At 69.0% G+C, this 19455-nt stretch carries 17 protein-coding genes; 13 read left to right on the top strand and 4 right to left on the bottom strand.

The features are described from left to right. Positions 1-13 precede the first annotated feature (13 nt). Positions 14-1597: an ABC transporter substrate-binding protein gene (locus tag AC067N_RS22835; protein WP_478680710.1), complete on the top strand. Its 1584-nt coding sequence runs from the start codon at positions 14-16 to the stop codon at positions 1595-1597. Positions 1598-1676: 79 nt separating this feature from the next. Here the strand turns inward: AC067N_RS22835 and AC067N_RS22830 are convergent, their stop codons facing one another. Both AC067N_RS22830 and AC067N_RS22825 read right to left on the bottom strand, forming a co-directional pair. After that, the gene (locus AC067N_RS22830) at positions 1677-2348 is read right to left on the bottom strand and encodes a response regulator (protein ID WP_478680709.1); all 672 of its coding nucleotides are present in this window, start codon (positions 2346-2348) and stop codon (positions 1677-1679) included. 14 nt (positions 2349-2362) lie between these two features. Next, on the bottom strand, positions 2363-3286 hold the full coding sequence (locus AC067N_RS22825; RefSeq protein ID WP_478680708.1) for a RecB family exonuclease: 924 nt from the start codon (positions 3284-3286) through the stop codon (positions 2363-2365). A gap of 230 nt (positions 3287-3516) precedes the next feature. Here AC067N_RS22825 and AC067N_RS22820 point away from each other — a divergent pair, with 230 nt between their 5' ends. The 3 genes from AC067N_RS22820 to AC067N_RS22810 all read left to right on the top strand — a co-directional run bounded on the left by AC067N_RS22820 (position 3517) and on the right by AC067N_RS22810 (position 7224). Beyond that, positions 3517-5484 carry a site-2 protease family protein gene (locus tag AC067N_RS22820; protein ID WP_478680707.1) on the top strand — a complete coding sequence of 656 codons (1968 nt, stop codon included), beginning with the start codon at positions 3517-3519 and terminating at the stop codon, positions 5482-5484. A gap of 70 nt (positions 5485-5554) precedes the next feature. Beyond that, a complete protein-coding gene (locus AC067N_RS22815) occupies positions 5555-6457 on the top strand; it encodes a tRNA (adenine-N1)-methyltransferase (protein ID WP_478680706.1) in 903 nt (300 codons plus the stop codon). Between the two features lie 191 nt (positions 6458-6648). Next, positions 6649-7224 (top strand): hypothetical protein, encoded by a 576-nt coding sequence (locus AC067N_RS22810; RefSeq protein WP_478680705.1) that lies wholly within the window; start codon positions 6649-6651, stop codon positions 7222-7224. 81 nt (positions 7225-7305) lie between these two features. On the opposite strand, the gene AC067N_RS22805 is transcribed toward AC067N_RS22810, so the two are convergent. Continuing rightward, on the bottom strand, positions 7306-7611 hold the full coding sequence (locus AC067N_RS22805; protein WP_478680704.1) for a ferredoxin: 306 nt from the start codon (positions 7609-7611) through the stop codon (positions 7306-7308). Positions 7612-7856: 245 nt separating this feature from the next. On the opposite strand from AC067N_RS22805, the gene arc reads away from it, so the two are divergent. From arc to prcA, 6 genes are all read left to right on the top strand, one after another. Beyond that, positions 7857-9623, top strand: coding sequence for a proteasome ATPase (arc, locus tag AC067N_RS22800; RefSeq protein WP_468099690.1), 1767 nt, complete (start codon positions 7857-7859; stop codon positions 9621-9623). A 233-nt stretch (positions 9624-9856) separates the two neighbouring features. After that, complete coding sequence (gene dop / locus AC067N_RS22795; RefSeq protein ID WP_478680703.1) at positions 9857-11368, top strand: depupylase/deamidase Dop; 1512 nt, start codon at positions 9857-9859, stop codon at positions 11366-11368. 189 nt (positions 11369-11557) lie between these two features. Continuing rightward, positions 11558-11773, top strand: coding sequence for a ubiquitin-like protein Pup (locus tag AC067N_RS22790; RefSeq protein WP_123544333.1), 216 nt, complete (start codon positions 11558-11560; stop codon positions 11771-11773). 119 nt (positions 11774-11892) lie between these two features. Next, positions 11893-12405, top strand: a complete 513-nt coding sequence (locus tag AC067N_RS22785; RefSeq protein ID WP_478680702.1) for an endonuclease VII domain-containing protein — start codon at positions 11893-11895, stop codon at positions 12403-12405. After that, positions 12357-13202, top strand: a complete 846-nt coding sequence (gene prcB, locus AC067N_RS22780; protein ID WP_478680701.1) for a proteasome subunit beta — start codon at positions 12357-12359, stop codon at positions 13200-13202. Before AC067N_RS22785 ends, prcB begins: the two co-directional genes overlap by 49 nt. A 68-nt stretch (positions 13203-13270) precedes the next feature. Then, on the top strand, positions 13271-14008 hold the full coding sequence (prcA, locus tag AC067N_RS22775) for a proteasome subunit alpha (protein ID WP_478680700.1): 738 nt from the start codon (positions 13271-13273) through the stop codon (positions 14006-14008). A 96-nt stretch (positions 14009-14104) separates the two neighbouring features. On the opposite strand, the gene AC067N_RS22770 is transcribed toward prcA, so the two are convergent. Then, complete coding sequence (locus AC067N_RS22770; RefSeq protein WP_478680699.1) at positions 14105-15121, bottom strand: LacI family DNA-binding transcriptional regulator; 1017 nt, start codon at positions 15119-15121, stop codon at positions 14105-14107. 155 nt (positions 15122-15276) lie between these two features. Here AC067N_RS22770 and AC067N_RS22765 point away from each other — a divergent pair, with 155 nt between their 5' ends. The 3 genes from AC067N_RS22765 (at position 15277) to AC067N_RS22755 (ending at position 19453) form a co-directional block, all read left to right on the top strand. Continuing rightward, positions 15277-16536, top strand: coding sequence for an MFS transporter (locus AC067N_RS22765; protein ID WP_478680698.1), 1260 nt, complete (start codon positions 15277-15279; stop codon positions 16534-16536). A gap of 9 nt (positions 16537-16545) precedes the next feature. After that, positions 16546-17907, top strand: a complete 1362-nt coding sequence (gene pafA, locus AC067N_RS22760) for a Pup--protein ligase (protein WP_055517796.1) — start codon at positions 16546-16548, stop codon at positions 17905-17907. A gap of 571 nt (positions 17908-18478) precedes the next feature. Continuing rightward, entirely contained in the window at positions 18479-19453 is a 975-nt protein-coding gene (locus AC067N_RS22755; RefSeq protein WP_478680697.1) for an FKBP-type peptidyl-prolyl cis-trans isomerase, read from the top strand. Positions 19454-19455 lie beyond the last annotated feature (2 nt).

Here is a 19455-nt window from a genome sequence, read left to right as displayed (position 1 = left end):
AAGGCACTCACACGTGAACATGCGCACCCAGTGGTCCGTCCTGACCATCGCGACAGGGCTGGCCGCCGGCCTGCTGACCGGCTGCGGCTCCGAAACCGGCGGAACCGGGGACTCCGGCTCCAACGTGGTGCTGGGGATGTCCGACGACGTCCTGGCCACCGACCCCGCCTCCGGCTACGACCCGGGGTCCTGGCTCCTCTTCAACAACGTCTTCCAGTCCCTGCTGAGCTTCCCCAACGGCGCCACCGAACCGGAGCCGGACCTCGCCGAGGAATGCTCCTTCGTCGGCTCCAGGACCACGGTCTACGAGTGCACCCTGAAGAAGGGCCTGAAGTTCAGCAACGGTGAGGCCCTCACCGCGAAGGACGTCAAGTTCTCCTTCGACCGCATGCTGAAGATCGACGACGACGCCGGCCCGGCGATCATGTTCCCCATGCTCGACAACGTCGAGACGCCGAACGACACCACCGTCCGCTTCAACCTCAAGTACGCCGACGCCACGTTCCCCAGCAAGATCGCCTCCGGCGCCGGCGCCATCGTCGACGAGAGCTCCTACGACGCCGACGGCCTCCGCAAGGACGGCGAAGCCGTCGGCTCCGGCCCCTACAAGCTGGAGTCCTTCGGCGAGGACGAGGCCGTCTTCGCCGTCAACGACAACTACAAGGGCTCCGCCGACGTCGAGAACGAGGGCATCACCCTCAAGTTCTTCCACGGCGACCAGGACGCCCTGAAGAAGGCCCTCCTGGAGGGCGAGGTCGACGTCGCCTTCCGCGGCCTCAGCGCCGGAGCCATCTCCGACATCGAGACCGACACCTCCACCGCCAGCGGCGTCGAACTCGTCGACGGCACCGGAGCCGAGGTCCAGCACCTGGTCTTCAACATGAACGACCCCGTCACCGGCAAGATCGGCGTCCGCCGCGCCATCGCCCACCTCCTCGACCGCGAGGCCCTCGTCGGCGAGGTCTACCAGGGCACCGCCACCCCGCTGTACTCGATCATCCCGGCCGGCATCACCGGCCACAACACCGCCTTCTTCGACACCTACGGCGCCCGCCCCTCCAAGGCCAAGGCGGAGGCCGCCCTGCGCGCCGACGGCATCACCGACAAGGTCGAACTCACCCTCTGGTCCACGCCGTCCCGCTACGGCCCCTCCACCGACCAGGAGCTGGAGGCCATCGCCAAGCAGCTCAACGACAGCGGCCTGTTCGACGCCAAGGTGAAGTCCGTCGAGTTCGCCCAGTACGAGAAGGACATCGCCGCCGGCAAGTACGGCCTCTACGTCAAGGGCTGGGTCCCCGACTACCCGGACCCCGACAACTTCACCAGCCCCTTCTTCGGCAAGGGCAACGTCCTCGACAACAACTACACCAACAAGACCATCACCGGTGAGCTCCTGCCGAGCACCGCCGCCGAGAGCGACCGCTCCGCCACCGAGCAGGAATACGCAGAGCTGCAGAACATCGTCGCCGAAGAGGTCCCCCTCATCCCGGTCTGGCAGGCCAAGCAGTACGCCGTCATCCGCGACAACGTCTACGGCCTCGAGTACTGCCTCGACGCGTCCACCGTGTTCCGCTTCTGGGAGATCAGCAAGGGCTGACGACCACCCCGGTCACACCCGAGGGCGCCCTCTTCACCGTGAAGAGGGCGCCCTCGGCGCGTTCCTGACGCGGCTTCGGCTACTGGGGCCCGGGGCGCACCAGCCCGCTCTCGTACGCGTACACCGCCGCCTGGACCCGGTCCCGCAGCCCCAACTTGGTGAGCACATGCCCCACATGCGTCTTCACCGTGGTCTCACTGACGAAGAGATCGGCGGCGATCTCCGCGTTCGACAGTCCCCGCGCCACCAGCTTCAGCACCTCGACCTCACGGTCGGTCAGCGTGTGCAGCGTGTCCGGCACCGGCTCGTCCCCCGACGGCAGATGCTCCGCGTACTTGTCCAGGAGCCGGCGCGTGATGCTCGGCGCCAGCATCGCCTCACCCCCCGCGACCACCCGGATCGCCTGCACCAGCTCATTGGCCGGCGCGTCCTTCAACAGGAATCCGCTGGCCCCCGCGCGCAACGCCTCCACCACGTACTCGTCCAGATCGAACGTGGTCAGCACCAGCACCTTCGCCGGACCGTCCCGCCCGGGACCGGTGATCTGACGGGTCGCCTCCACCCCGTCCATCCGGGGCATACGAATGTCCATCAGAACCACATCGGGCTGCAACGCCCGCACCTGGTCGAGCGCCTGCAGGCCGTCTCCGGCCTCCCCGACGACCGCGAGGTCCTGCTCCGCCTCCAGAATCATCCGGAAGCCGGTACGCAGCAGCGGCTGGTCGTCGACCAGTAGGACGCGGATGGCCACGAAAATCTCCTTCGCTAGTCCGCGCCCATTCTGCCCTGCGCCCGGGCGGGAGACTCCGGCGACCTCACCTGCAAGGGATACGGCGGGGGAGTACCACCGAATTCCGGACACACCGCCTGGTGGTCGCACCAGCCGCACAGCTTCGTCGGCCGGGGCCGCCACTCACCGGTCTCCGTGGCCTGCCGGATCGCCTCCCAGAGCGCGAGCAGCTTGCGCTCCACCCGCTCCAGATCAGCCATCACCGGGTCGTACGTCAGCACATCACCACTGCCCAGGTAGACCAGCTGCAGCCGGCGCGGCACCACCCGCTTCAGCCGCCACACCACCAGCGCGTAGAACTTCATCTGGAAAAGCGCGCCCTCCGCGTACTCGGGCCGCGGCGCCTTCCCCGTCTTGTAGTCGACGATCCGCACCTCACCTGTCGGCGCCACGTCCACCCGGTCGATGATCCCGCGCAGCCTGAGCCCCGAATCCAGCTCCGCCTCCACGAACAACTCCCGCTCGACCGGCTCCAACCGGGTCGGGTCCTCCAGCGTGAACCAGCGCTCCACCAGCCGCTCGGCCTCCGCCAGCCACCCCGCAAGCCGCTCGCCCTCCGGGTCGTCCGCGAACAGCTCCACGACCTCCGGCTTCGTCTCCCGCAGCCGGTCCCACTGCCCCGGCACCAACGACTTGGCCCTCGGCGCGGTCCGCTCCGCCGCCGGCGCGTCGAACAGCCGCTCGAGCACCGCGTGCACCAGGGTGCCGCGCGTCGCCGCCTCACTCGGCTTCTCCGGCAGCCGGTCGATCACCCGGAACCGGTACAGCAGCGGACACTGCATGAAGTCACTGGCCCGCGAGGGCGACAACGAGGCCGGGGGCGCCGCCTCCCGCACGGGGCGCCCGCCGCCTTCGCCGCCGGAGGGGTCCGTACCGGTGCCGTCGGTGCTGGTTTCCATGACCACAGACCATAGGGCCCGCCACTGACAGTGACCGCCAGGGGCCCCCGACGGCGGACGCCGAGCGCCCCGCACGCCCCGGTCCACGACGAGGCCCGTGTGCCTCGTGCGACGCGGGGAAAACTGGGGGGTGCCGGGGCGGAACCCATGACGGGGACCGCATAGCATCGACCACAGACCCTTCCGCCCCTGGACAACGGCGCGGAAGACGCTTCGAACGAGGGGACATCGTGGAGACGAGCGGCGGGAGCGGGCAGCCGCGGTCCGGTAACGACGAGGCGAGCGAGCACACGGACGGCGACGTGACCCATACCGTCGGCACCGCCCCCAGCGCCCCCACCGCCCCTGCCGAGCCGACGATCGCCGGGGGCAGCGGTGCCCGTCGCGACCCGCAGGCCACGGAGGGCACCGGGAAGCAGAAGGCCGCGTCCCCCGAGACCGCCGAGGCCCCGAACGCCACCGGCGGAGCGGGAGCCCCGAACGCCACTGCGGCCACCGAGCAGCCGAAGACCGCCGGAGGCACCGGCGAGGTCGGCGAGCCGAACGGTTCCGAGGAGCCCGAGAACACGAGGCGCTCCGCGGACGCCGAGAGCACGGGCCGATCCGCGGACGGAGAGGACACGGGCCGATCCGCGGACGGAGAGCGCGCCGGGCAGCCGGACGCCTCCGAGAACCCCCAGCCGTCCGGCGGCGCGCGGCCCCCCGAGGACACGCAGCGGCCCGCGGGCTCGGACACCCCCCCGCCCGAAGCTCCCCGGGCGGCACCGGAGGCACACCTCGCCGAGGAGCCCCGCCCGGCTGACGGCCCCCCACGACCCGACGCCGCCCAGCCACCCGCCGACGCCCACCCGGCGGAACCGTCCGAGCCCAGCCGGCGAGCCACGGGAACCCGACCGCCGGAAACGCCGCACACGCCCGACAGCCCCCATCCCTCGGCCGACCCCACCCCCCTGCGCAAGGAACCGCCGGCCGGCTCCGACGACACGGCCGGCACCGCGCGGCCCCATGCCCACGGCGGCGGACCAAAGCCCCCCGAGCGGCCCAAGGAGCCCGGGGGCGGCATCCTCATGGGGCGCCCCTTCGGCGTACCCGTCTACGTGGCACCCAGCTGGTTCCTCGTCGCCGCCCTCATCACCTGGGTCTTCGGCGGCCAACTCGACCGCGTCCTGCCCGAACTCGGGGGCCTGCGCTACCTCGTCTCCCTCTTCTTCGCGGTCGCCTTCTACGCCTCCGTCCTCGTCCACGAACTCGCCCACACCGTCGCCGCCCTCCGCTTCAAACTCCCCGTGCGACGCATCCAGCTCCAGTTCTTCGGGGGTGTCTCCGAGATCGAGAAGGAGTCCGAGACGCCCGGCCGTGAATTCGTCCTCGCCTTCGTCGGCCCCCTCCTCTCCCTGATCCTCGCCGGCGTGTTCTACCTGGCCCTGCTCGTCGTCGAACCCGGCACCGTCCCCGGAGTCCTGCTGGCCGGCCTGATGATCTCCAACCTCATCGTCGCCGCCTTCAACCTCCTCCCCGGCCTGCCCCTCGACGGCGGCCGCATGCTCCGCGCCGTCGTCTGGAAGATCACCGGCAAGCCCATGAGCGGCACCATCGCCGCCGCCTGGGTCGGCCGCGCCCTCGCCCTCTCCGTCCTCATCGGACTGCCCTGGCTCACCCAGTCCGGGCTCCTCGGCGCCGACGCCGCGGACAGCGTCGGCATGGACACCGTCCTCGACGCCCTGCTCGCCGCGATCCTCGCCGCCATCATCTGGACCGGCGCCGGCAACAGCCTCCGCATGGCCCGCCTGCGCGAACACCTGCCCGAACTACGCGCCCGCGCCCTCACCCGCCGCGCCGTCCCCGTCCAGAGCGACACCCCCCTCTCCGAAGCCCTCCGCCGCGCCAACGACGCCGGCGCCCGCGCCCTCGTCGTCGTCGACGCCGAAGGCGAACCGCTCTCCCTCGTCCGCGAGGCCGCCATCGTCGGCGTCCCCGAACACCGCCGCCCCTGGGTCGCCGTCAGCGGCCTCGCCCAGGACCTCACGGACGGCATGCGCGTCTCCGCGGAACTCGCCGGAGAAGACCTCCTCGACGCCCTCCGCACCACCCCCGCCACCGAATACCTCGTCGTCGAGGAGACCGGCGAGATCTACGGCGTCCTCTCCGCCGCCGACGTGGAACGCGCCTTCGTCAAGGCCATGGCCAGGCCCTCCTGACCCGCCCAGCCCCCCACCACCCGGGAAAGCCGTGGTCTCCGGCCCCTCCGGGGACCGGTAGGCTGGTCACATGTCCGAACCGACCGGTGCCGCCCGCCGCCGCGGGCCCTTCAAGGTCGGGGACCAGGTTCAGCTGACCGACCCCAAGGGCCGCCACTACACGTTCACGCTCGAAGAGGGAAAGAACTTCCACACCCACAAGGGTTCCTTCCCCCACGACGAGCTGATCGGCGCACCCGAGGGCAGCGTTGTCCGCACCACGGGGAACGTCGCCTACCTGGCGCTGCGCCCCCTGCTCCCCGACTACGTCCTGTCCATGCCCCGCGGTGCCGCCGTGGTCTACCCCAAGGACGCGGGGCAGATCCTCGCCTTCGCCGACATCTTCCCCGGCGCACGCGTCGTCGAAGCCGGCGTCGGCTCCGGATCGCTCAGCAGCTTCCTGCTCCGCGCCATCGGCGACCAGGGCATGCTGCACTCGTACGAGCGCCGCGCGGACTTCGCCGAGATCGCCCAGCAGAACGTGGAGCGCTACTTCGGCGGCCCCCACCCCGCGTGGCAGCTCACCGTCGGCGACCTCCAGGACAACCTGTCCGACACCGACGTCGACCGCGTCATCCTCGACATGCTCGCCCCCTGGGAATGCCTTGAGGCCGTCTCCAAGGCACTCGTCCCCGGCGGCATCCTCTGCTGCTACGTCGCCACCACCACCCAGCTCGCCAGGACCGTCGAGTCCATCCGCGAGATCGGCTCCTTCAACGAGCCGACCGCCTGGGAGACGATGATCCGCAACTGGCACATCGAGGGCCTCGCCGTCCGCCCGGACCACCGCATGATCGGCCACACCGGCTTCCTGCTCACCGCCCGCCGCCTCGCCGACGGCGTCGAGCCCCCCATGCGCCGCCGCCGCCCCGCCAAGGGCGCCTACGGCGAGGACTACGCCGGCCCCAACGCCGACGGCGGCACCGCCCGCTGACCCGGCGCAGCGAACCCACCCTCGACGTGGCCGAGTTCCCCGCAGCACCCGGGAACTCGGCCACGCCGCTCTCGCGTTGACGCGCCGGCAGAAGACTCCGGGAACCCCCACCCCGCCGTTCCACCCCGCTGTGACATGTGGCACCATGCGGGTCACCCCAACCGCCACAGCCCTCTCAGGAGACGCTCCTAGTGCAGCAATCCGCGGTCCCGGAACTGGCGCACACGCACACCCGCCCGATCCACTGGCTCGCCACGGCCACCGCCCTCGCCGGAGTCGTGGCCCTGTCGTCGGCCCTCCAACCCGACGCGGCGAGAGCCGCCCAGTCCGGCCCGGGGCCCAAGCCCGCTCCGGCCGTGGTCGCCGCCCCCGATCCCGCCGACGCCGACCTCCCCCTCGACTGCGGACCCGTGGACGTCGTCATCAAGAAGCAGGCATCCGGGGACCTCGACGGAGACGGCCGCCCCGAAAGCGTCGCCGTCGTCCACTGCGACGCCAGCATGGGCACCCCGCCCGACGCCGTCTACGTCCTCACCCGCTCCACCGACGCCGCACGCCCTCGCGTCGTCGCCACCCTCGTCGCCCCCAAGGACCGCAACACCGTCTCCGACTTCGCCGTCCGTGACGGCGTCGTCACGGCCACCCTGCACGGCTACTCCTCCCGCAAGGTGCCCAATTGCTGTCCCGACGTCGCCGACGACGTCGAATGGCGGTGGAGGAACGGGGCGTTCGTGCGCTCGGCACCCGCAGGCACCCAAAGCGTGTGACACCCCGCCCAACGAGACGTGATCACCCGGCCGACCCGGTGTGAGAAACCAGACACGGCATGGCGCGCAGTGGCCGCCCGGTCACTCCGCGTCCGGGCCGTAGACCTCGACCCCGTCCGAAACCCGACGCACGTGGATGCACTCACCCGGACACTCCTTCACCGAGTCCACCACGTCCGTCAGAAGCGGCAGCGGAACCCGCGTCGTCGCCCCCGGAGCCTGCAGCAACTCGTCGTCCCCGCTCTTCACATACGCCAGCCCGTCGATGTCCAACTCGAACACCTCGGGCGCGTACTGCGCACAAATACCGTCACCGGTGCACAGGTCCTGGTCGATCCAGACCTCGAGCGCCTCGCCCACGGTCCCGGACTCCTGCCGCACGGTCATCTCTCCTGCCATTCCTCTCGCCCAGCCGGTCGGGAACCATGCAGGCCCTGACGGGTGTTGAACACTTCGACCCTACCCGGACCGGCTTCCCAACCATGTTCAGTGGGTATTCCCCTGGCGTGAGGGAGAGCGCAAGGGTGAAGATCGGACACACCCCGACCGTCTTTGTGATCTAGGGGTTTCAATCGACACCCACCCAGGTAGGGTCTGGAAGCGTCCAGCTCCCCTTGGAGGAGGTGAGGACCGTGGCAGCCCACGACGACGACATGAACCGCGGCATCCGCCCGGGACGAGGGTCCGACGACCCGGCCGGGCAGATTGCCTACCTTGAGCAGGAGATCGCCGTCCTGCGACGCAAGCTCGCCGACTCTCCGCGACACACGAGGATTCTCGAAGAGCGGATCGTCGAGCTGCAGACAAACCTGGCCGGCGTGTCCGCGCAGAACGAGCGGCTCGCCAACACACTCCGTGAGGCCCGCGACCAGATCGTGGCCCTCAAGGAGGAGGTCGACCGGCTCGCACAGCCCCCGGCCGGCTTCGGTGTCTTCCTCACGGCGAACGAGGACGGCACGGCCGACATCTTCACCGGAGGCCGAAAGCTCCGCGTGAACGTCAGCCCGAGCGTCGACCTGGAAGAGCTCCGGCGCGGCCAGGAAGTCATGCTCAACGAGGCGCTCAACGTGGTCGAGGCCATGGAGTTCGAGCGCGTCGGGGACATCGTCACCCTCAAGGAGATCCTCGAGGACGGCGAGCGCGCCCTGGTGCTCGGGCACACCGACGAGGAACGGGTGGTACGGCTCGCCGAGCCGCTGCTGGACGTCACCATCCGCCCCGGCGACGCCCTGCTGCTCGAACCCCGCTCCGGCTACGTCTACGAGGTCGTCCCCAAGAGCGAGGTCGAGGAACTCGTCCTCGAAGAGGTCCCGGACATCGGCTACGAGCAGATCGGTGGCCTCGGCAACCAGATCGAGGCCATCCGCGACGCGGTCGAGCTCCCGTACCTCTACCCGGACCTCTTCAAGGAGCACGAGCTGAGGCCGCCCAAGGGCGTCCTCCTCTACGGCCCCCCCGGATGCGGCAAGACGCTCATCGCCAAGGCCGTGGCCAACTCACTGGCCAAGAAGGTCGCCGAAGTGACCGGCCAGGCCGCCGGCAAGAGCTTCTTCCTCAACATCAAGGGACCCGAGCTCCTCAACAAGTACGTCGGCGAGACCGAGCGGCAGATCCGCCTCGTCTTCCAGCGCGCCAGGGAAAAGGCCAGCGAGGGCACACCCGTCATCGTCTTCTTCGACGAAATGGAATCCCTCTTCCGCACCCGCGGCTCCGGTGTCAGCTCGGACGTGGAGAACACCATCGTCCCCCAGCTGCTCGCCGAGATCGACGGCGTGGAAGGCCTGCAGAACGTGGTCGTCATCGGCGCCTCCAACCGCGAGGACATGATCGACCCCGCCATCCTGCGCCCCGGCCGACTCGACGTGAAGATCAAGATCGAGCGTCCCGACGCCGAGGCCGCCAAGGACATCTTCGGCAAGTACCTCACCGAGCGCCTCCCGCTGCACTCCGACGACCTCGGCGAGCACGGCGGCAGCAAGGCCACCACCGTCCAGAGCATGATCCAGACGGCAGTGGAACACATGTACGCCGAATCCGAGGAGAACCGCTTCCTGGAAGTCACCTACGCCAACGGAGACAAGGAAGTCCTCTACTTCAAGGACTTCAACAGCGGCGCCATGATCGAGAACATCGTCGGCCGCGCCAAGAAGATGGCGATCAAGGACTTCCTCGAAAAGAACCAGAAGGGCCTCCGCGTCTCCCACCTCCTCCAGGCGTGCGTGGACGAGTTCAAGGAGAACGAGGACCTGCCCAACACCACCAACCCGGACGACTGGGCCCGAATCTCCGGAAAGAAGGGCGAACGGATCGTTTACATCCGTACCCTGATCACCGGAAAGCAGGGCGCCGACACCGGACGCTCCATCGACACGGTGGCGAACACCGGACAGTACCTGTAAAAGACAGGGCGGCTGCGGGTGCCCTCAGTGGGTACCCGCAGCCGACTGTTTTTCGGGTCACGGCTGGAGCAGTCAATGACGCAAATGATCTCCCCACCAGCGCGAAGCCGTTCTAGGCTCGTTCGTACCGCCGAGTCGCGCAGTGCGGGGACGGGCACCGCACACGCACCTGAGCGCCAGCGGTACTTGAGCAGCGTCCCCGACCGAGGACGCCGCCGGGCAAGGAGGGCCGCATGACCGTACGGCGAGTAATGGGCATCGAGACGGAGTACGGGATCTCCGTCCCCGGCCACCCCAACGCCAATGCCATGCTCACCTCGTCCCAGATCGTCAACGCCTACGCCGCGGCGATGCACCGGGCCCGCCGGGCCCGCTGGGACTTCGAGGAGGAGAACCCGCTGAGGGACGCGCGAGGCTTCGACCTCGCCCGTGAGGCCGCCGACTCCAGCCAGCTCACCGACGAGGACATCGGCCTGGCCAACGTCATCCTCACCAACGGCGCACGCCTCTACGTCGACCACGCACACCCCGAATACAGCGCCCCCGAGGTCACCAACCCGAGGGACGCCGTCCTCTGGGACAAGGCCGGCGAACGGATCATGGCCGAAGCCGCCGAACGGGCGGCCCAGCTCCCCGGCGCACAGCCGATCCACCTCTACAAGAACAACACCGACAACAAGGGCGCCTCCTACGGCACGCACGAGAACTACCTGATGAAGCGGGAAACCCCCTTCTCGGACATCGTGCGCCACCTCACGCCGTTCTTCGTCTCCCGCCAGGTCTTCGCCGGCGCCGGACGCGTCGGCATCGGCCAGGACGGCCACGAACACGGCTTCCAGCTCAGCCAGCGCGCCGACTACTTCGAAGTAGAGGTGGGCCTGGAGACGACCCTCAAGCGCCCCATCATCAACACCCGCGACGAGCCCCACGCGGACGCGGAGAAATACCGCCGCCTGCACGTGATCATCGGCGACGCGAACCTCTCGGAGATCTCCACCTACCTGAAACTGGGCACCACCGCCCTCGTCCTCTCCATGATCGAAGACGGCTTCATCGCCGTCGACCTCGCCGTCGACCAGCCCGTACGCACCCTCCACCAGGTCTCCCACGACCCGTCCCTGCGGCGCCTCATCACGCTTCGCAGCGGACGCACGCTGACCGCCGTACAACTCCAGATGGAGTACTTCGAGCTCTCGCGCAAATACGTGGAGGAGCGGTTCGGAGCGGACGCGGACGACCAGACCAAGGATGTCCTCAGCCGGTGGGAGGACACCCTCAACCGTCTGGAGAACGACCCCATGAGCCTGTCCGGAGAGCTCGACTGGGTCGCCAAGCGGGAACTCATGGAGGGCTACCGGCGCCGCGACGGCCTCGACTGGGACGCCGCCCGGCTTCACCTGGTCGACCTGCAGTACGCCGACGTACGGGCCGAGAAGGGCCTCTACAACCGTCTCGCGGCCCGCGGCAAGATGAAGCGCCTCCTCGACGAGACCGAGGTCGAGCGGGCCCGTACGAAGCCGCCGGAGGACACCCGCGCCTACTTCCGCGGCCGCTGCCTTGAGCAGTACGCCGACGACGTCGCGGCCGCCTCCTGGGACTCCGTGATCTTCGATCTTCCGGGCCGGGACTCGCTCCAGCGGGTTCCAACCCTCGAACCCCTTCGCGGAACGCGAAATCACGTCAAGGAGCTCCTGGACCGCTGCCGCACGGCGGAAGACCTGGTCAGGGTCCTGTCCGGCAACTGAGTCGGGCCTCAATCGTGATCAGCCGGGCAGGGTGGAAACACCGCCGGACGGGAATCATCGAGGTGGTCCCCGGAGGTTGTCGAAACAACGGGGCCAATGTCAGACCGGGCTTGTAGGGTCTGATCATGACCGATCGGCAGGAAAGCCGACCTGCCGACCATGTCGGGCGAACTGAGCGGGGTGAGGGTTATGGCGACCAAGGACACCGGCGGCGGACAGCAGAAGGCCACCCGTTCCACCGAAGAGGTCGAGGAGGCGCCCGAGGCGCAGGCTTCGGAGGACCTCAAGGAACGGCAGGAGAAGCTGAGCGACGACGTGGACTCGGTTCTCGACGAAATCGATGATGTGCTCGAAGAGAACGCCGAGGATTTCGTGAGGTCCTTCGTTCAGAAGGGTGGAGAGTAGTTTCACCTTTGATTCAAAGGTGAAACGGGGGTCGTTCGGTGGAGCAGCAGTCGGAGTCGCGGCGCTGTTCGCGGTGCAAGGGGTACTTACCGCGGGCGGCGTTCGCCAGTAACAAAGCCATGCCTGACGGCCTTCAGGCGTACTGCCGGGAGTGCTCGGCCGAGTACTACCGGCAGCGCCAGGAGGCCAAGGGTAAAAAGGTCCGGCCCAAGGTGCCGGTTCCTCGCGGGCACAAGCGGTGCCCCCAGTGCGAACAGGTCAAGCCGCATTCCGAATGGGAGCCGAACAGGTCCGCGTCGGATGGATGGGCGAGCTACTGCCGGAAGTGCCGTGCGGAGCGCAATCGGATCAGCTATTTCAAGCGCAAGTACGGCCTCACGCCAGCCGAGTTGGACGCCATGATCGCCGAGCAGCACGGGATCTGTTGTATCTGCCTCGCTGCTCCGGCCGAGCATGTGGATCACTGCCACGAGACGGGTAGGGTCCGAGGCGTACTGTGCTTCAGCTGCAACGCGGCGCTGGGGCAGTTCAAGGATCGGCCCGACGTCATGAGGCGGGCTGCGACATATGTGGAAGGAAACGCGTGGAAGCCAACACTCGTAGCACCGGGCGTCTACCAGCTGCCTTCCTGACGCCTGGGTCGTCGTCCTTCATGGACTTCCTGTCGGAGCACCAGCCGGAGCTGCTGCCCGGCAAGCGGCAGCTGCCGCCGACCCAGGGCGTGATCGAGGCCCCGCACGGCACGACGATCGTGGCCGTGACGTTCCCCGGCGGTGTGGTGCTCGCCGGTGACCGGCGGGCCACGATGGGGAACATGATCGCGCAGCGGGACATCGAGAAGGTGTTTCCTGCGGACGAGTACTCGGCGGTGGGTATCGCCGGTACGGCCGGTCTGGCCGTGGAGATGGTCAAGCTGTTCCAGCTGGAGCTGGAGCACTTCGAGAAGGTCGAAGGGGCGCAGCTCTCCCTGGAGGGCAAGGCGAACCGCCTGTCGACCATGATCCGTTCCAACCTCGGTATGGCCATGCAGGGTCTGGCCGTGGTCCCGCTGTTCGCGGGCTACGACGTGGACCGTGAGAAGGGCCGCATCTTCTCCTATGACGTGACGGGCGGCCGTTCCGAGGAGACCGGTTACGCGGCCACCGGTTCCGGTTCGATCTTCGCGCGCGGTGCCATGAAGAAGCTCTTCCGCGAGGATCTGACCGAGGAGCAGGCCACCACGCTGGTGGTGCAGGCTCTGTATGACGCGGCTGACGACGACTCGGCGACCGGTGGTCCCGATGTCGCCCGCCGGATCTACCCCATCGTCACCGTGATCACCGAGGACGGCTTCCGTCGGCTGACCGACGAGGAGTCCTCCGGGATCGCCCGCTCGATCCTGGAGCGGCGTCTGGAGCAGCCCGACGGTCCGCGGGCCGCGCTCCTCTAGCCGGTCCGGCGAGACGGCCCTCTTATCAAGGTGATCCAGTGACTTCGACAGAAAGGGACGGATAACCGGTGTCGACGCCGTTCTATGTATCCCCCCAGCAGGCCATGGCCGACCGGGCGGAGTACGCCCGCAAGGGCATCGCCCGTGGCCGCAGCCTGGTCGTGCTGCAGTATGCCGACGGCATCGTGTTCGTCGGCGAGAACCCGTCCCGTGCGCTGCACAAGTTCAGCGAGATCTATGACCGGATCGGTTTCGCGGCCGCCGGCAAGTACAACGAGTACGAGAACCTGCGGATCGGGGGTGTGCGCTACGCGGACCTGCGGGGTTACACCTACGACCGTGACGATGTGACCGCTCGCGGTCTCGCGAACGTCTACGCCCAGACGCTGGGCACGATCTTCTCCTCGGCGGCCGAGAAGCCGTACGAGGTGGAGCTGGTCGTGGCCGAGGTGGGGGAGACGCCCGAGGGTGATCAGATCTACCGGCTGCCGCACGACGGTTCGATCGTCGACGAGCACGGTTCGGTCGCGGTGGGTGGTAACGCCGAGCAGATCAGCAGCTATCTGGACCAGCGTCACCAGGACGGTATGTCGCTGGCGGAGGCGCTGAAGCTCGCGGTCCAGGCGCTGTCGCGGGATACCAACGGCACCGAGCGGGAGATCCCCGCCGAGCGCCTGGAGGTGGCGGTCCTCGACCGTACGCGGCCGCAGAAGCGCAAGTTCAAGCGCATCGTCGGCCGTCAGCTGGCCCGTCTGCTGGAGACGGACGGCGCGTCCACGGAGGCCGAGAGCTCCGAGGAGGAGTAGGTTCTCAGGTCAGCAGTAGTCCGCCCGTAGTGCGCCCCGGCCGACCATGGCCGGGGCGCGCGGCGTTGGAGAGTGGTCGCCGCTCACCCCGACGGCCTATTCAGGCCCCTGGCGCGCCGTGGAGCCCCGTACGACGAGTTCCACTGGAATGTCTCCCTCCTCGGGTGTGCGGCCTTCCAGGACCGCCAGGAGGGCCGCCATGCCGCGTTCTCCGAAGGTTTCCGCGTCGAGGCGGACGGTCGTGAGTTCGGGGTCGAGGGCGGTGGCGAGGCCGAGGTCGTCGACGCCGGTGACGGAGATGTCCTCGGGGACCCTGAGGCCGAGGCGCCGTAGTGCCTTGTAGGCGCCGGCGGCGAGTTTGTCGTCGTCGCAGACCAGTGCGGTGGGTCGGGGTCCCGGCTCGGTGAGGGCGGCTTCGGTGGCGGCCAGGGCGCCCTCGATGGAGATGGGCGCGGTGGCCGTCCGCAGGGTGGTGCCGGCGACCGCCGCGATCCGCGTGCTGAGTTCGTCCGCGCGTACCTCGAAGGTCCAGGAGGGGACGTCGGCGGCGAGGTGCAGGAAGTGGCGGTGGCCGAGTCCGAGCAGGTGCTCGGCGGCCTGTCGTGTCCCGTCCCGGATGTCGAGGTTGACGGTGACGGCTCCGTGGCTGCCCCGGGGGTCGCTGTCCAGCATCACCAGGGGTAGCTGGTCGCCGCGGATGGCGCTGAGGGCGTCGGCGGCCATGGAGGAGGCGATGACGCCGTCGAGGGCGGCCTGGGCGGAGGCGAAGGGGTCGCGGGCGGGGCCGACGCCTTCGGGGGAGGGGTAGAGGACGACGCCGAAGCCGTGCCGGGCGGCGACGCGGGCGGCGCCGGTGTAGACGCCGCCGAAGAACTCGGTGGTGAGGGCGGGGACGACGAGGAGGACGGTGCGGGTGCGGCCGAGGCGGAGGTTGCGGGCGGCGAGGTTGGGCCGGTAGCCGAGTTCGCGAGCGGCTTGGCGTACGCGTTCGGCGGTGGTCTCGGAGACGCGTCCGCGCCATTTGTCGCCGAGGACGAGGGAGACGGCGGCCTGGGAGACTCCGGCGGCCTGGGCGACGTCACGGCTCGTGGGCCGTGTACCTGCTCGTGCCACCGTGGGCGTGCTCCTTCGTGGGACGGGTGCGTATGGACTCGTGGTCAGCGCTCATGGTACGTATGGCAGCGGACGTTATACGTAACACTTCCTGTCGGCGCCGTGCGGACCGGCGGAGGTCGATGAGCCGACGAGAGTCTTCCGAGGGGCGGAACATGGCAGCCGGATACCTGGAGATCCTCAGGACGCGGCACGCCGCGCGTCTGCTGGCGGGCACGCTGGTGGGGCGTTTGCCGAACGCGACGGCCGCGATCGCGATCGTGCTGTTCGTGCGGGCGGAGGGCGGGACGTACAGCCTGGCGGGGGCGCTGGCCGCCGTGTACGGCGTGGCGAACGCGGTGGGGCAGCCGTTGCTGGGCCGGCTGGTGGATCTGTGCGGGCAGCCTCGGGTCCAGGTGCCGGCGGCGCTGGTGTCGGCCCTCGGTATGACCGTCTTCGCCCTCTCGGGTCTGGATCCGCTACCGGTCGCGTATCTCGCCATGGCGGTCGCGGGGCTGTTCACGCCTCCGCTGGAGGGCGGGCTGCGGGCGCTGTGGTCGTCGGTCCTCCGGCGGGAGGAGCAGGTGCACACGGCGTACGCGATGGACGCGGTGGCCCAGGAGGTCATGTTCACCGTGGGGCCGCTGCTGGTGACGCTGTGCGTGTCGCTGTGGTCCGCGGCGGCGGCCCTGGTCGTGCTCAGTGTCATCGGGGTGCTCGGTGCGCTGTGGGTGGTGGTCTCGCCGCCGTCGCGGGCCTGGCGCTCGGCGCCGCGGGAGGCGCACTGGCTGGGCGCGCTGCGTTCGCCGGGGATGCTGGCGCTGCTGGGCGCGTTCCTGTTCGTGGGCATCGCGCTGGGTTCGATCACCGTCGCGGCGGTGTCGTACGCGGACGGTCACGGCGGGGACGCGGTGTACGGCTGGCTGATGGCGGGCGTGGGGCTGGGCGCGCTGGTCGGTGGTACGGCGTACGGGGCGCGGCGGTGGAGCGGGCCGCCGGAGCGGCGGCTGCGGGTGCTGGTGGGGCTGCTGGCGGTCTGCTACGTGCCGCTGACGCTGATGCCGGGGCCGGTGGGGATGACGGGGCTGACGGTCCTCGCGGGGGTGTTCCTGGCGCCGGCGATCGCGTGCGGGTTCGTGCTGGTGGACGGGCATGCGCCGCGGGGGACGGTGACGGAGGCGTTCTCGTGGATCGTGACGACGTTCACTGTGGGCCAGTCGGCGGGTACGGCGGTGGCGGGGCCGGTCGTGGAGTGGGGCGGGACGCTGTGGGGCTTCGTGGTGCCGGGCGCCGCAGGTGCCGTGTCGCTGCTGGTTCTGCTGCTGACGGGACGGGTTCTGGCTGTTCCCTCGGGGGGTGCGGTCGTTGCGGTCTCATCGGAAAATGATCCAAACCGTGCTGCCGAACCCCGTTTCAGGTCGGTGGATCGGGCGTAATGTTCAGTCATGGACCGCCGCATTTTCGGGCTGGAGAACGAGTACGGCGTCACGTGCACGTTCAGGGGACAGCGCCGTCTGTCTCCTGACGAGGTGGCGCGGTACCTCTTCCGCCGTGTCGTGTCATGGGGCCGCAGCAGCAATGTGTTTCTGCGGAACGGGGCCCGCCTCTATCTCGACGTGGGCTCACATCCGGAATACGCGACACCCGAATGTGACAACGTGACCGAGCTGGTCACTCACGACAAGGCCGGCGAGCGCATTCTGGAAGGACTGCTGGTCGACGCCGAACGCCGCCTGCACGAGGAGGGAATCGCGGGCGACGTCTACCTCTTCAAGAACAACACCGACTCGGCGGGCAACTCATATGGTTGCCATGAGAACTATCTGGTGGCGCGGCACGGGGAGTTCTCCCGGCTCGCGGACATCCTCATTCCGTTCCTGGTCACGCGGCAGTTGCTGTGTGGCGCGGGCAAGGTGCTGCAGACTCCGCGTGGTGCCGTGTACTGCGTGAGTCAGCGTGCGGAGCACATCTGGGAGGGCGTCAGCTCGGCGACGACGCGTTCCCGGCCGATCATCAACACGCGCGACGAGCCGCACGCGGACGCGGAGCGGTACCGCCGGCTCCATGTGATCGTGGGCGACTCGAACATGTCCGAGACGACCATGCTGCTGAAGGTCGGTGCCACCGACCTGGTGCTGCGCATGATCGAGGCGGGCACGGTGATGCGCGACCTGACGCTGGAGAACCCGATCCGGGCGATCCGTGAGGTCAGCCATGACATCACGGGCCGGCGCAAGGTGCGGCTGGCCAGTGGCCGGGAGGCGTCCGCGCTGGAGGTGCAGCGCGAGTACTTCGAGAAGGCCGTGGACTTCTGCGAGCGGCGCGGTATCCGTACGGGCACCGTGGAGCAGGTCCTGGAGCTGTGGGGTCGCACGCTGGACGCGATCGAGGCGGAGGATCTGGACCGGATCGGTACCGAGATCGACTGGGTGATGAAGTACAAGCTCATCGAGCGGTACCGGGCCAAGCACAACATGACCATGTCGCATCCGCGGGTCGCGCAGATAGACCTCGCTTATCACGACATTCACCGTCGTCGTGGGTTGTACTACCTGCTGGAGAGGAAAGGTCAGGCCGCTCGGATCTGCAATGACCTGAAGATCTTCGAGGGGAAGTCGGTTCCGCCGCAGACGACTCGGGCGCGGCTGCGTGGTGACTTCATCCGGCGGGCGCAGGAACAGCGCCGGGATTTCACGGTCGACTGGGTGCATCTGAAGCTCAACGACCAGGCGCAGCGCACGGTGTTGTGCAAGGACCCGTTCCGTTCGGTGGACGACCGGGTGGAGAAGCTGATCGCCGGAATGTGACCGAATGCCGCTCGTCCGGTGCACAGGACGGTGCGGGATACCGATGCCCGGGGGTGTTCGTGCCTCCGGGCATCGGCGTTTTATCGCCGCCGCCGCGAGTGATACGGCTCGCGCCTGATCGGACCATCGTGTGTGACCGGGACGGGTGCGTGCCGGGGCGTCCTCCGGGCCACCGTCGTGTGAATTCCCGCGCCCTTCCGGTGTGACGTGGTGTCAGCCGTCGGCTGCCCGCCGTGTTTATGACCGGGCCCGGCGGCTTCGCTGCGATCTCCCCGACCGGGTACGACGCCGTCGGCTCGTAGACCGGTCCAGCCCCACACCCGAGTTCCTCCACCGGGAGACGGGCGGCGACACCGTCGTCGTCGCCACCTGTGCGCGCGGTGTCCACGACGGGGCCCGGCCGGACGCGGATTCCTGATCGGCGGTCGGCGGGACGTGCACCCGGTGGGCGTCGCCCGGGGCCGGTGTTTCCGGGCCAGGTGCGACGGCGTGTCGTGCTTGGAACCGTTCCTGGAGCGCGCAGGTCGTAGAGTGGCGGCCATTGTCCCCGCCCCCGACCCCAGTTGGACTGATGAACTACAACACGAAACGACGCGTGGCCGCACTGCTGGCCGTTCCCGCCCTGTTGTTCACCGCCGCGTGCGGATCGGACGACGACGGCAGCGCTGATGCGGCGGGAGGCGTCGCCGAGGTCAAGGGGAAGGTCGGGGCCGAGCCCGAGATCTCTGTGCCCAAGGACGGAGAGCCGTCCGAGAAGACCGTCGTGAAGACGGTCTCGGAGGGCAGCGGAAGCCCGATCAAGGCGTCGGACTTCGTCCGGCTGGACTGGACCGTCGAGAAGTGGGGCGACGGCAAGGCACTCAGCGGCACCTGGGCCGAGACCGGCGATGCCAAGGCCCGACGGCAGTCCGTCGAGCAGATCGGCAAACCGAGCCAGCAGTTGCCCGCGAAGGTCCTCGACTCCGTGAAGGGGAAGAAGCCCGGCAGCCGGATCCTGGTGCAGGGCACCGCGGGCGACCTGATCGGCCAGAACCTGAACACCGCCTCCGGGATCGCCGCGACGGACGTGCTGGTCTGGGTCGTCGACCCGGTCGGTGCCACCACCGTCGACGCCAAGGCCGAGGCCAAGGGCGAGCAGGAGGCCCCCGACGCGGGCATGCCCGAGGTCGACGCCCCGTCGGGCAAGGCGGCGACCATCACCATCCCCAAGGGCGCCAAGGCCCCCAAGGACCTCGAGCAGCAGGTGCTGATCAAGGGCAGCGGCGAGAAGGTCGAGGCCGGTCAGGGTCTCGTCGCCCAGTACACCGGGGTCAAGTGGGAGGACGGGAAGAAGTTCGACTCCTCCTGGGACCACGGTGGAGCCACCGCCTTCCAGATCGGCACCGGGTCGGTGGTGGCGGGCTGGGACCAGGGCCTCGTCGGCAAGAACGTGGGCGACCGGGTGCTGCTGGTGATCCCGCCCTCGCTCGGCTACGGCGCGAACCCCCAGAGCGAGCTGGCCAAGAACACGCTGGTCTTCGTGGTGGACATCCTTGGCGTCGTCTGACC

Source organism: Streptomyces sp. NPDC042364 (assembly GCF_056437585.1).
Note: the sequence above shows the minus strand (reverse complement) of the source record. Positions and strands in the feature narration are given on the sequence as shown.

Coding starts and splice junctions, on each gene's coding strand:
- AC067N_RS22765 (WP_478680698.1), top strand. CDS start 15,277: ATGGCAGCCGGATACCTGGAGATCCTCAGGACGCGGCACGCCGCGCGT.
- AC067N_RS22805 (WP_478680704.1), bottom strand. CDS start 7,611: ATGACCGTGCGGCAGGAGTCCGGGACCGTGGGCGAGGCGCTCGAGGTC.
- pafA (WP_055517796.1), top strand. CDS start 16,546: ATGGACCGCCGCATTTTCGGGCTGGAGAACGAGTACGGCGTCACGTGC.
- dop (WP_478680703.1), top strand. CDS start 9,857: ATGACCGTACGGCGAGTAATGGGCATCGAGACGGAGTACGGGATCTCC.
- AC067N_RS22815 (WP_478680706.1), top strand. CDS start 5,555: ATGTCCGAACCGACCGGTGCCGCCCGCCGCCGCGGGCCCTTCAAGGTC.
- AC067N_RS22825 (WP_478680708.1), bottom strand. CDS start 3,286: ATGGAAACCAGCACCGACGGCACCGGTACGGACCCCTCCGGCGGCGAA.
- AC067N_RS22785 (WP_478680702.1), top strand. CDS start 11,893: ATGCCTGACGGCCTTCAGGCGTACTGCCGGGAGTGCTCGGCCGAGTAC.
- AC067N_RS22790 (WP_123544333.1), top strand. CDS start 11,558: ATGGCGACCAAGGACACCGGCGGCGGACAGCAGAAGGCCACCCGTTCC.
- AC067N_RS22755 (WP_478680697.1), top strand. CDS start 18,479: ATGAACTACAACACGAAACGACGCGTGGCCGCACTGCTGGCCGTTCCC.